Raw genomic sequence first — 11,840 nt, forward strand, 5'->3', positions numbered from 1 at the left:
GGGGGGGGGCCCCCGGTTTTTTTTTTTTTTGGGGGGTGTTTTGGGGTCACCCCCCCCCCTCTTTTTTTTTGTGGGGGGGGGGGGGGGGGGGGGGGGGGGGGGGGGGTGCGTTCTGGTCGCGAGAGCGGCCAGAACGCACCCGGAGCGGGGTCAGGGGGTGGCGCTGGCGGTGGCGGCGATCTCGGGGAGGTCCGTCGGGCCGGGGTCGGCCGCCGGGGGCGGGGTGGGGGCGGTGGCGGCGGCGCGGACCGCCGCGGCGACCGCCGGGGCGACCCGGGAGTCGAAGACGCTCGGCACGATCACCGTCGGGTTGATCTTGTCCTCGCCGACCACGTCCGCGATCGCCCGGGCCGCGGCGATCGCCATCTCCTCGGTGAACTCCTCGGCGTGCGCGTCGAGCATGCCGCGGAACACGCCCGGGAAGGCGAGGACGTTGTTGATCTGGTTCGGCTGGTCCGAACGGCCGGTGGCGACCACCGCGGCGTACTTGCGCGCCTCCCGGGGGTCGACCTCCGGGTCCGGGTTGGCCAGCGCGAAGACGATCGCGCCCTTCGCCATGGTGGCGATGTCGTCGCCGGTGAGCAGGTTGGGCGCGCTCACCCCGATGAAGACGTCCGCGCCGCGTACCGCCCCGGGCAGGTCGCCGGAGTAGTTCTCCCGGTTGGTGTTCTCCGCCAGCCACTGCCAGGCCGGGTTGAGCCCGGTCAGGCCGCGGTGCAGGGCGCCCTGCCGGTCGTACGCGATGATGTCGCCCACGCCCTGGCGCAGCAGCAGCTTCATGATCGCGGTGCCGGCCGCGCCGGCCCCGGAGACGACCACCCGGACGTCCGCGAGCTGCTTGCCCACGACGCGCAGCGCGTTGGTCAGCGCGGCCAGCACGCAGATCGCGGTGCCGTGCTGGTCGTCGTGGAAGACCGGGATGTCCAGCGCCTCGCGCAGCCGGGCCTCGATCTCGAAGCAGCGCGGCGCGGCGATGTCCTCCAGGTTGATCCCGCCGTACGCGGGCGCGATGGCCTTGACGATCGACACGATCTCGTCGGTGTCCTGGGTGTCCAGCACCACCGGCCAGGCGTCCACCCCGCCGAAGCGCTTGAACAGCGCCGCCTTGCCCTCCATCACCGGCAGCGACGCCGCCGGCCCGAGGTTGCCCAGGCCCAGCACGGCCGAGCCGTCGCTGACCACCGCGACGGTGTTGCGCTTGATGGTCAGCCGGCGGGCGTCCGCCGGGTTGTCCGCGATTGCCTGGCAGACCCGGGCCACCCCCGGGGTGTACGCGCGGGACAGCTCGTCGCGGGTGCGCAGCGCCACCTTCGAGCTGACCTCGATCTTGCCGCCGAGGTGCAGCAGGAAGGTGCGGTCGGAAACCTTGCGCACGTCCACGCCGTCGAGCCCGGTCAGCGCGTCGACCACCTGGTCGGCGTGGCTGGCGTCGGCGGTGTCGCAGGTGAGGTCGACGATGACGCTGGTCGGGTCGGAGTCGACCACGTCGAGGGCGGTGACGATCGCGCCGGCCTCACCGACAGCGGTGGTCAGCCGCCCGATCGAGGAGGCGTCCGCGGGTACCGCGATCCGGATCGTGATCGAGAATCCGGCACTCGGTAGTCGGGTGATTGCCACGGGGTCCCTCCGTTGACGCTGAGCGGCTCGCCAGGCATTTCTACTCGCCCGTCGACGCCGGCCGGCATCCGCCCCCGGCTTTTGCGGCTTTTCCCGGCGGGCATATAGCAGGTGCGTCCGGCGTTGACACGTGTCAGGATTGCTCGGTACATGCACAGAACGGACAGGAGAGACAGCTTGCTAGACCAGGAGACCTACGTACCCTTCTCAGACGACGAGCTCGATGCCACCACCGGCGAGTACGAGCTGTCGGAGCGGCAGGCGCTGCGGCGGGTCCCCGGCCTCTCCACCGAGCTCACCGACATCACCGAGGTCGAGTACCGCCAGCTGCGGCTGGAGCGGGTCGTCCTGGTGGGCGTCTGGACCGAGGGCACGCAGAGCGACGCCGAGAACTCGCTCACCGAGCTGGCGGCGCTGGCCGAGACGGCCGGGTCGCAGGTGCTCGAAGGGCTGATCCAGCGGCGTACCCGCCCGGACCCGGCCACCTACGTCGGCCGGGGCAAGGTCGACGACCTCGGCGCGGTGGTCCTGTCCACCGGCGCCGACACCGTCATCTGCGACGGTGAGCTGTCGCCGTCCCAGCTGCGCAACCTGGAACAGCGCACCAAGGTCAAGGTCGTCGACCGCACCGCGCTGATCCTCGACATCTTCGCCCAGCACGCCAAGAGCAAGGAGGGCAAGGCGCAGGTCGAGCTGGCCCAGCTCGAATACCTGTTGCCGCGCCTGCGCGGTTGGGGTGAGACGCTGTCCCGGCAGACCGGTGGTTCCGGTCGCGGCGGCGGCGCCGGCGGCGGCGTGGGTCTGCGCGGTCCCGGTGAGACCAAGCTGGAGACCGACCGGCGGCGGATCCGCCACCGGATCGCCCGGCTGCGTCGGGAGATCAAGGCGATGCGGACGGTACGCCAGACCAAGCGCGCCCGTCGTTCCCGTAACGCCGTTCCCGCGGTGGCGATCGCCGGCTACACCAACGCCGGCAAGTCGAGCCTGCTCAACCGGCTGACCGGGGCCGGGGTGCTGGTGGAGGACGCGCTCTTCGCCACCCTGGACCCGACCACCCGCAAGGCCACCACCTCCGACGGCCGGCTCTACACGTTCTCCGACACGGTCGGCTTCGTCCGGCACCTGCCGCACCAGATCGTCGAGGCGTTCCGCTCGACCCTGGAGGAGGTCGCCGAGGCAGACCTGGTGCTGCACGTCGTCGACGGCGCCCACCCCGACCCCGAGGAGCAGGTCCGCGCCGTCCGCGAGGTGCTCGCCGAGGTCGGCGCCGACCGGCTCCCCGAGCTGCTGGTGGTCAACAAGACCGACGCGGCTGACGACGACACGCTGCTGCGGCTCAAGCGGCTCTGGCCGGACGCGGTCTTCGTCTCCGCGCACAGCGGGCGCGGCATCGACGGGCTGCGGCAGGCCGTCGAGGAGCGGCTGCCCCGCCCGGCGGTGGAGGTCCGCGTGGTGCTCCCGTACGACCGGGGTGACCTGGTGGCCCGGGTGCACCGCCAGGGTGAGGTGCTGAGCACCTCCCACCTGCCGGAGGGCACTCTGCTGCACGTGCGCGTCGGCGCGGCGCTCGCCGCCGAGCTGGCGCCGTTCGCCGCAGCGGAGGCGATCGCCGGGGCGCGGTAGCGCTCCCGGTGGACACGCCCGTTCACCGCGGCATGCGACACTGACGAAATGCGCCGCGCTGTTTCCTCGGTCACGGTTGCCCTCGGCCTGCTCGGGGCAATCGTGGCCGCCACCGGTGCCGCCGTGGCGGCACCAGCGACCTCCGCTCCCGCCCCGAAGAAGCGCTGCACCGTCGAGGACCCGCGGCTTCGCGAGCTGTCCGGGCTGGTGGCCACGAAGACCGGCTACATCGTGGTCAACGACAGCTCGCTGCAGGACAGCCGCAAGAAGGTCTTCTACCTCGACGCGAAATGCGAGATCGCCCGGGAGGTCCGCTACACCGGCGACGGCCCCTTCGACACCGAGGACCTGGCCGTCTCGCCGGACGGCAAGACGCTCTGGATCGCCGACATCGGCGACAACCCGGGCAAGGACCGGCGCTCCCGCATCGCGGTGTGGACCATGCCGATCGGCGGTGGCAAGCAGCCGGTGCTGCACCGGTTGTCGTACCCGGAGAAGAAGCCGCACGACGCTGAAGCGCTGCTCGTCGGCGCCGACAACCTGCCGCTGGTGATCACCAAGGTGCCCAGCGGCAAGGCGGAGATCTACACCCCGACGGGGAAGCTGCCCAACGGCGACACCGAGCCGGTGCCGATGAAGAAGGTCGGCGAGATCAAGCTCCCGGAGACGACCACCGACAACCCGATGAACATCTTCGGCCGGGTGGCGATCACCGGGGCGGCCCGCTCGCCCGACGGCTCGAAGGTCGTGCTGCGCACCTACGCGGACGCCTTCGAGTACGACGTGACCGGCGACGACATCGTGGGGGCGCTGACCACGGGTAAGCCGCGGGTGACCCCGCTGGCCGACCCGTTCGGCGAGGCGATCTCCTACAGCCCCGACGGGAAGACCTTCCTCACCGTCTCCGACGCCGGCACCCTCAGCGCCGACGACCCGATCGACATCCTCGCGTACACCCCGTCGACGGCCGGGGCGGAGGCGCTCGCCGGCGGCGCCGGCGCCAAGAAGCCGGTGACCGAGAAGTCCTGGCTCGACACGATCAGCCTGGAGCAGATCACGTACCTGATCGGCGCGGTCGGCGTGCTCGGCGCGCTGCTCGTCGGCGCGGGCATCTTCGGCATCCTGCGGTCCCGGCGCCGGCCCGCCCCGGCGGACGACGGCCGGGACGGCCGTGACGGCGACGACGCGTACTCCCCCGGGGCGATCGACCGGGGCCGGGACGACGGCTTCGGCCCCGGCGACGCCGGCGGGGGGGCTTCCCGCGGTGGCGTCTACGGCGGGGCTCCCGCCGGTGCCGGCGTCTACGGTGCCCCCGCGGCAGCCGGTGGCGCCCCGGGTCGGGCGGCCGCGGGCGGCGGCGTCTACGGCGGTGGTCGCCCCGGCGCGGCTCCCGGTGGTGGTCGTCCCGACGGGCCCGGCGCGCCCGCAGGAGGGCGTCCCGCCGGCCCGGGTGGCGGTCGCCCCGGTGGCGGCGTCTACGGCGGTGGCCGGCCGGCGGGCGGCGGCTACGGTGGCGGCCCGGCGGGCGCCCCCCAGGGCGGTGGCCCGCGTGGCGGCGGCCCGGGTGGCCCGCCCGGCGGCGCGCCGCACGGCGGTGGCGACCCGCGTGGTGGCGGCGCCTACGGCGGCGGCGGCGCCTACGGCGGCGGCGGTCGCGGAGAACCCCCGCGTCGCCACTCCCGGGAGCAGCGCTCCGGTCCGCGCCACGGCGACGGGTACGACGACCGGCACGGCGGCCAGGACGGGTACGGGCAGCCGCCCGGCCGGGGCGGACGCTACTGAGCCAGTGCCGCTTCCGTGACGTGACCGGCCGGCCACGTCCCCGCAGCGGCTCGACACGACGACGGGTGGCGGCTCCTTGGGGGCTGCCACCCGTCGCGTGCGTGTGGGGTCAGATGCGGCGCAGCACCGCGACGACCCGGCCCATGATCGTGGCGTCGTCGCCGGGGATCGGGTCGAAGGCTGGGTTCTGCGGCATCAGCCAGACGTGGCCGTCCCGCCGCCGGTAGGTCTTGACGGTCGCCTCGCCGTCGAGCATGGCGGCCACGATCTCGCCGGAGTCGGCGGTCGGCTGCTGCCGGACCACCACCCAGTCGCCGTCGCAGATCGCCGCGTCGAGCATCGAGTCGCCCTTGACCTGGAGCATGAAGACCTCGCCCTCGCCGACCAGCTCGCGAGGGAGGGGGAAGATGTCCTCCACCGCCTGCTCGGCGAGGATCGGCCCACCGGCGGCGATCCGGCCCAGCATCGGCACGTACGCCGGGGTGGGCCGCTGGGAGCGGCTCAGCTCGTCGTCGACGGCGTCGCTGGGGGCCCGGACGTCCACCGCGCGTGGCCGGTTGGGGTCGCGGCGCAGGAAGCCCTTCTTCTCCAGCTCCTTGAGCTGGTAGGCGACGCTGGACGGGGAGACCAGACCGACCGCCTCGCCGATCTCGCGCACGCTCGGCGGGTAACCCTGTCGCTCGACCCAGCTGCGGATGAACTCCAGGATCCGGCGCTGCCGGGCGGTGAGGTCGACCGTCGCCGGGTCGGGAAAGCTGCTGACGACCGGGGTGACCGGGCGCACGGCCGGCTGCCCCGTCCGGCTGCGGGCGGGGCGGGGGCGCCGTGTGGCCGGTGGACCCGCCTCGGCGATCTGCTGCGGGTTCTTCTGCCGGCTGGCCCGGTCCTCGGTCACGTCCGTCCTCCCTGGTCGGCGCTGGGTGCCTTGGCGGCTCGTGGTGCGTGCGGGGGTGTCGCGGGGCCGGGCCCGACGTCGTGCGACGCGCCCGGTCGTTCATGACCGTATAGGTGGGATCGGTCATTTTCAAACATCTGTACGACCTGGCATCGGCGTGTCGGCGCGGCATTCCTGGAAACTCGAACGTCTGTTCTGGTAAATGGTACGTCGTCGTCGAACTGCTGTTCGATTCCAGCGGCGCTTTCGTGGTGGCCGTCCGTTTCTCGCGTTCCGGCCGGACGGGCGGTAACCTCCCGCGGGCCGCACCGTTGGGGATGTCGGCGGTCGGCGTCCAGGCGGTTTTCCGGGTGACGCGCCGGACACGCTTGCCAACTTGACCGCGCTCGGTCGGCGGCATACGGTCGACCCCTAGATGTAGTAGTCACACGGGCGTAAGTCGCCTACAGGTTGGGTTCGACTACCGACCGCACTCCCGTACTGTCGACGACGGCGACGGCCACCGACGGTGGCCCCGCCGGGTCGAGGCGTGCCCGGAGAGCGGTCGCGGGCACCCACGGTCGATCAAGGAGGTCAGGCTATGCGGTGTCCGTACTGCCGACACGCCGACTCTCGGGTGGTCGACTCGCGGGAGGCCGACGACGGGCAGCTCATCCGTCGCCGCCGCTCCTGCCCGGAGTGCGGTAAGCGGTTCACCACGGTCGAGGAGGCCGTGCTCGCGGTGGTCAAGCGCAGCGGGGTGACCGAGCCGTTCAGCCGAACGAAGATCATCGGCGGGGTGCGCAAGGCGTGCCAGGGCCGGCCGGTCGACGAGGACTCGATCGCGCTGCTCGCGCAGAAGGTCGAGGAGACCGTGCGGGCGAAGGGGGCCGCCGAGATCCCGAGCCACGAGGTGGGGTTGGTGATCCTGGGCCCGCTGCGGGACCTGGACGAGGTGGCCTACCTGCGCTTCGCCAGCGTCTACCGGTCCTTCGACTCGCTCGCCGACTTCGAGCGCGAGATCGAGACGCTGCGGGCCGCCGCGCGCGCCCGCGCCGACGCCGGCGCGGTCGAGGCTGCCAGCTCGACCGGTTGATTTTTCGAGTTTCTGACAGATGACGACGCGCGGTGGGTGACCGCGCAGACGAGGGGGCGGATGAGATGGCGGGGGACGGCGTGACAACCAGTCGGTCGCGGACCAAGGCCGGCGCGGTGTCGGGGCTCAAGGTCCAGCGGGTCTGGACGACCGAGGGCGTGAACCCCTACGACGAGGTGGCGTGGGAGCGCCGCGACGTCGTGATGACGAACTGGCGGGACGGCTCGATCAACTTCGAGCAGCGCGGGGTCGAGTTCCCCGACTCCTGGAGCGTCAACGCGGCCAACATCGTGACCACCAAGTACTTCCGGGGCGCGGTGGGGACCCCGGAGCGCGAGTGGTCGCTCAAGCAGCTGATCGACCGGGTGGTCACCACCTACCGCAAGGCCGGTGAGGAGCACGGCTACTTCGCCGGCCCCGCCGAGGCCGAGATCTTCGCGCACGAGCTGACCTGGATGCTGCTGCACCAGGTGTTCAGCTTCAACTCGCCGGTCTGGTTCAACGTCGGCACCCCGTCGCCCCAGCAGGTCAGCGCGTGCTTCATCCTCTCGGTCGACGACTCGATGGACTCCATCCTGGACTGGTACAAGGAGGAGGGGCTGATCTTCCAGGGCGGCTCCGGCTCCGGCGCCAACCTGTCCCGGATCCGCTCCTCCAAGGAGCTGCTCTCCTCCGGCGGCACCGCCTCCGGCCCGGTCAGCTTCATGCGCGGCGCGGACGCCTCCGCCGGCACCATCAAGTCCGGTGGCGCCACCCGGCGCGCGGCCAAGATGGTCATCCTCGACGTGGACCACCCGGACATCGAGGAGTTCGTGGTCACCAAGGCGCGCGAGGAGGACAAGATCCGCGCGCTGCGGGACGCCGGCTTCGACATGGACCTGGGCGGCGCCGACATCGTCAGCGTGCAGTACCAGAACGCCAACAACTCGGTCCGGGTCTCCGACGAGTTCATGACCGCGGTGGAGAGCGGCGGCGGCTTCGACCTGCGCGGCCGGCTCGACGGGCAGACCATCGAAACCGTCGACGCCAAGAAGCTGTTCCGGACCATCTCCCAGGCCGCCTGGGAGTGCGCCGACCCGGGCCTGCAGTACGACGACACCATCAACGACTGGCACACCTGCCCGGAGACCGGGCGGATCACCGCGTCGAACCCGTGCTCGGAGTACCTGCACCTGGACAACTCCTCGTGCAACCTCGCCTCGCTCAACCTGATGAAGTTCCTCCGCGCCGACGGCGGCTTCGAGGTGGAGAAGTTCGTCCGCTCGGTCGAGTTCGTCATCACCGCGATGGACATCTCGATCTGCTTCGCCGACTTCCCGACCGAGAAGATCGGCGAGACCACCCGCGCCTACCGGCAGCTCGGCATCGGCTACGCCAACCTGGGCGCGCTGCTGATGGCGTCGGGCCTGCCGTACGACTCGGAGCAGGGCCGCTCGGTCGCCGCGGCGATCACCTCGCTGATGACCGGCACCGCGTACCGCCGCTCGGCCGAGCTGGCGGGCATCGTCGGCCCGTACGACGGCTACGCCCGCAACGCCGAGCCGCACAAGCGGGTCATGCGCAAGCACGCCGCAGCCAACGACGCGATCAAGCCGGCCGGCACCGTCGCCACCGCGATCCAGCGGGAGGCCACCAAGCAGTGGACCGAGGGCAACAAGGTCGGTGACAAGCTCGGCTGGCGCAACTCGCAGGCCGCAGTACTCGCGCCCACTGGAACCATCGGTTTGATGATGGATTGTGACACTACGGGCGTTGAGCCCGATTTGGCTCTGGTCAAGTTCAAGAAGCTGGTCGGCGGCGGCTCGATGCAGATCGTCAACCAGACCGTGCCGCGCGCCCTGCGCAGCCTCGGGTACCCCGAGGAGCAGGTCGAGGCGATCGTCGAGCACATCGCCGACCACGGCCACGTGGTGGACGCCCCGGGTCTCAAGCCGGAGCACTACCCGGTCTTCGACTGCGCGATGGGTGAGCGCTCCATCGCCCCGATGGGGCACGTGCGGATGATGGCGGCCGTCCAGCCGTTCATCTCCGGCGCCATCTCCAAGACGGTCAACATGCCGGAGCAGGCCACCGTCGAGGACGTCGAGAAGATCTACTTCGAGGGCTGGAAGCTCGGCCTCAAGGCCCTGGCCATCTACCGGGACAACTGCAAGGTCGGCCAGCCGCTGTCGGTCGCCAAGCCGAACAAGGCGGTGGCGGAGGCTCCGGTGGCGGTCGAGAAGGCTGTCGAGAAGGTCGTCGAGTACCGGCCGGTGCGCAAGCGCCTGCCGAAGAAGCGCCCCTCGGAGACGGTCTCCTTCTCCGTCGGCGGCGCCGAGGGCTACCTCACCGCGTCGTCCTACCCGGACGACGGCCTCGGCGAGGTCTTCCTCAAGATGTCGAAGCAGGGATCGACCCTGGCCGGCGTGATGGACGCCTTCTCGGTGGCCATCTCCATCGGCCTCCAGTACGGCGTTCCGTTGGAGACGTTCGTCAGCAAGTTCACCAACATGCGCTTCGAGCCGGCCGGCATGACCGACGACCCGGACGTGCGGATGGCGGCCTCGGTGATGGACTACATCTTCCGTCGCCTGGCGCTGGACTTCCTGCCCTACGAGCGCCGCGCCGAGCTGGGCATCTTCACCGCCAGCGAGCGGGCCGCGCAACTGCGGGCCGAGGCGGAGGCGGAGAGCGCCGGCACCGACTTCACCGCGATGGCGTCCTCGGCTCCGGTCGAGGCGCCGGAGACGAAGGTCGGCCCGGTCGCCCAGCCGGCGCTGGAGATGGCGGACGTCGTCGCCGTCAAGCCGGCGCCCTCGGTGGGCTCCTCCACCGAGCTGCTGGAGGCCGTGATCGGCAAGGCCGCCGACGCGCCGCTCTGCTTCACCTGCGGCACCAAGATGCGCCCGGCCGGTAGCTGCTACGTCTGCGAGGGCTGCGGCTCCACCAGCGGCTGCAGCTGAAACCGGGCGGAGTTGCATTGAGTGCAACGTTCAACATCCGCTTTGTAGAGAGCATCACCTGTCGGGCACTTCCATAAAGCAGTTGAGGCGGGCACGCCAATGCCCGCCTCAACCAAGGGTCGCTACGCAACCCGTGTCGCAGCGATAGCGTACGACCCTCACTTCATGTTGTAAAAATCGGGACACAGAGTGAGGAACCGAACGTGTCAATCAAGATCACCGCCATCCGCCTCTCGGGTGGCACGACGCACCAGCACATCGTGCGCCTGTGGTGGACGGACCCCTCCACCAGCGAGACCGGGGACAACTCCCGTGCGGAGATCGTCTCGTGGATCGAGTCCAAGAACGGCAAGGCGTACGTCGAGGACGGGCGTGGCAACCGAGCCGATGTCGGTGTCGTCAAGCCGGTCCACGGCGAGAAGTACCTGCGCACGCACGCCGACGGTGTTTGGACCGACAACCTGCTGGCTCTACCTAGGCGATAACCGTGAGGTGATCACCGCCCCAACGCTCCACGGGGCAGTGTCTGGCCTCCGTCGCCGCGTTAGGTGAGAGAGAAACGGGCGACCGCCCGATCCTGTAGGGGGTCGGGCGGTCGCTGCGGCAGGGACGTGGTGTCGCCTGCGCGTCAGAACCAGCATGACACCACATCCCCAGCCGCAGATCAAACTGCGGAGGAGGTGATGGACATGGCTCGGAACAACCGGCAGACCGGTTCGAAGGCGGCTTCGGCTGCGGGCAAGGTGCTCGCGAACGCGAAGTCGTCGAAGGCGGACAAGTCGGCGGCCGCTAGCGCGCTGTCGCAGACGCCGTCGAAGCCCTCGAAGCGCAAGTAGTTCCGGGCTGCCCAGGTCCTACAGCCTGGGCAGCCGCACTGCCCGTAACTGATTCAGTGATGTTGCGTTGGACGCAACGTGGCGAGTGGCGGCTTCCTACCGGGTTCGGCGGCGTCGCTGATGCCAGTCGGGAGTTGTGCACCTCGATCCCGCGGCTGCGGTGTTCGCCGCGATGCTGGAGGGCTGGGAGACCAGCAACAGGCTCGGTTCCTAAAGCCGGACACCATCGCCGCACGTACGGCGCTGGTTCGCAGGCTGGTCGAGTACTCCAAACGGTACCCGTGGCAGTGGCGCCCTGCTGAGGTGGAGGCGTTCTTCGACTACCTGCGGTCGGGTCCGCAGCCAATCGTGGTGTCAACCGCGCGTGGTTATCAGACGACGTTGCTGCCAGGTGAAGGTGCTGCCGGAGGGGCGAACGGCCCTGGTGTTGACGCAGACGCCGCGCAGGTTCGAGGGCGGGCGTTGGACACTCGATCCGAGTGTCTTGGCGGAGGTCGACCTGGACCTACCGGACCGGCGAGCTGCAATGGGTTTTCACGGCGACCATCAGGCCACTGCGCTTGACGCCGACGGCGACTTTGTCTACGTCACGTTTAATTCAGGGGAACTGGTGCTCCGGCGCGCCGAGGACGGCGCGGTGCACGCTCGGCAGGAGCTACGGGTCAACGGCCACCGCGTCGTCCCGCTCTCACTCGTCCGGTGCAGCTGCACCACCGCACGCCACGACGACCTTGATCGCGCCGAGCGCGTCGGCGAAGCAACCCGGCTGAGTCCAGGCCGCCTCGCGATCGGCACTCTGGACGGTCGTGTACTCGTCTGCTCACTCGCTGCGTCACCGGACCTGGCCAGGAAGCAGGAATCGCGCACGTTACAGATACTTACACTGCGCCAGTACGGCAACGTCAGTGGGAGGGCCGGCGGCTACTGGTGCCGGCTCTCCCAACTCTTCTGGTTCTCACCTGTTCGCCGGCGCGACCCTGTCTGCCAGGGTGAGTTGAGGCCAACGGTTCATAGCAAGTCCGTCTGGCAGGGCGAGTTCAGGATCGAGTTGCATTGAGTACTGCTGTTGA

The 11,840-nt window shown here is 70.4% G+C and carries 10 protein-coding genes; 8 read left to right on the plus strand and 2 right to left on the minus strand.

Annotated elements, in window-relative coordinates:
* Positions 1 to 150 precede the first annotated feature (150 nt).
* Positions 151 to 1,617 carry an NAD-dependent malic enzyme gene (locus ABZ807_RS28845; RefSeq protein ID WP_357164691.1) on the minus strand — a complete coding sequence of 489 codons (1,467 nt, stop codon included), beginning with the start codon at positions 1,615 to 1,617 and terminating at the stop codon, positions 151 to 153.
* A gap of 150 nt (positions 1,618 to 1,767) precedes the next feature.
* Between ABZ807_RS28845 and hflX the strand changes: the two genes are divergently transcribed.
* Both hflX and ABZ807_RS28855 read left to right on the plus strand, forming a co-directional pair.
* Positions 1,768 to 3,240: a GTPase HflX gene (hflX, locus tag ABZ807_RS28850; RefSeq protein WP_357164694.1), complete on the plus strand. Its 1,473-nt coding sequence runs from the start codon at positions 1,768 to 1,770 to the stop codon at positions 3,238 to 3,240.
* Between the two features lie 48 nt (positions 3,241 to 3,288).
* Complete coding sequence (locus ABZ807_RS28855; protein ID WP_357164697.1) at positions 3,289 to 5,022, plus strand: hypothetical protein; 1,734 nt, start codon at positions 3,289 to 3,291, stop codon at positions 5,020 to 5,022.
* A 109-nt stretch (positions 5,023 to 5,131) separates the two neighbouring features.
* Here the strand turns inward: ABZ807_RS28855 and lexA are convergent, their stop codons facing one another.
* Positions 5,132 to 5,917, minus strand: coding sequence for a transcriptional repressor LexA (lexA, locus tag ABZ807_RS28860; RefSeq protein ID WP_357164700.1), 786 nt, complete (start codon positions 5,915 to 5,917; stop codon positions 5,132 to 5,134).
* Between the two features lie 113 nt (positions 5,918 to 6,030).
* Between lexA and ABZ807_RS28865 the strand changes: the two genes are divergently transcribed.
* The 6 genes from ABZ807_RS28865 (at position 6,031) to ABZ807_RS28890 (ending at position 11,827) form a co-directional block, all read left to right on the plus strand.
* Complete coding sequence (locus ABZ807_RS28865; protein ID WP_357164703.1) at positions 6,031 to 6,297, plus strand: hypothetical protein; 267 nt, start codon at positions 6,031 to 6,033, stop codon at positions 6,295 to 6,297.
* Positions 6,298 to 6,497: 200 nt separating this feature from the next.
* Positions 6,498 to 6,992: a transcriptional regulator NrdR gene (gene nrdR, locus ABZ807_RS28870; RefSeq protein WP_357164706.1), complete on the plus strand. Its 495-nt coding sequence runs from the start codon at positions 6,498 to 6,500 to the stop codon at positions 6,990 to 6,992.
* Between the two features lie 65 nt (positions 6,993 to 7,057).
* Positions 7,058 to 9,934, plus strand: coding sequence for a vitamin B12-dependent ribonucleotide reductase (locus ABZ807_RS28875; protein ID WP_357164721.1), 2,877 nt, complete (start codon positions 7,058 to 7,060; stop codon positions 9,932 to 9,934).
* Between the two features lie 203 nt (positions 9,935 to 10,137).
* A complete protein-coding gene (locus ABZ807_RS28880) occupies positions 10,138 to 10,419 on the plus strand; it encodes a DUF3892 domain-containing protein (RefSeq protein ID WP_357164709.1) in 282 nt (93 codons plus the stop codon).
* Positions 10,420 to 10,623: 204 nt separating this feature from the next.
* Complete coding sequence (locus ABZ807_RS28885; RefSeq protein WP_357164712.1) at positions 10,624 to 10,770, plus strand: hypothetical protein; 147 nt, start codon at positions 10,624 to 10,626, stop codon at positions 10,768 to 10,770.
* Between the two features lie 391 nt (positions 10,771 to 11,161).
* Entirely contained in the window at positions 11,162 to 11,827 is a 666-nt protein-coding gene (locus tag ABZ807_RS28890; RefSeq protein ID WP_357164715.1) for a hypothetical protein, read from the plus strand.
* Positions 11,828 to 11,840 lie beyond the last annotated feature (13 nt).

The sequence above is a fragment of the Micromonospora sp. NPDC047548 genome (assembly GCF_040642975.1).
GTDB lineage: Bacteria > Actinomycetota > Actinomycetes > Mycobacteriales > Micromonosporaceae > Micromonospora.

Excerpts from the sequence above, each read along its gene's own strand:
- ABZ807_RS28875 (WP_357164721.1), top strand. The coding sequence starts at position 7,058 with ATGGCGGGGGACGGCGTGACAACCAGTCGGTCGCGGACCAAGGCCGGC.
- ABZ807_RS28855 (WP_357164697.1), top strand. The coding sequence starts at position 3,289 with ATGCGCCGCGCTGTTTCCTCGGTCACGGTTGCCCTCGGCCTGCTCGGG.
- ABZ807_RS28885 (WP_357164712.1), top strand. The coding sequence starts at position 10,624 with ATGGCTCGGAACAACCGGCAGACCGGTTCGAAGGCGGCTTCGGCTGCG.
- nrdR (WP_357164706.1), top strand. The coding sequence starts at position 6,498 with ATGCGGTGTCCGTACTGCCGACACGCCGACTCTCGGGTGGTCGACTCG.
- hflX (WP_357164694.1), top strand. The coding sequence starts at position 1,768 with ATGCACAGAACGGACAGGAGAGACAGCTTGCTAGACCAGGAGACCTAC.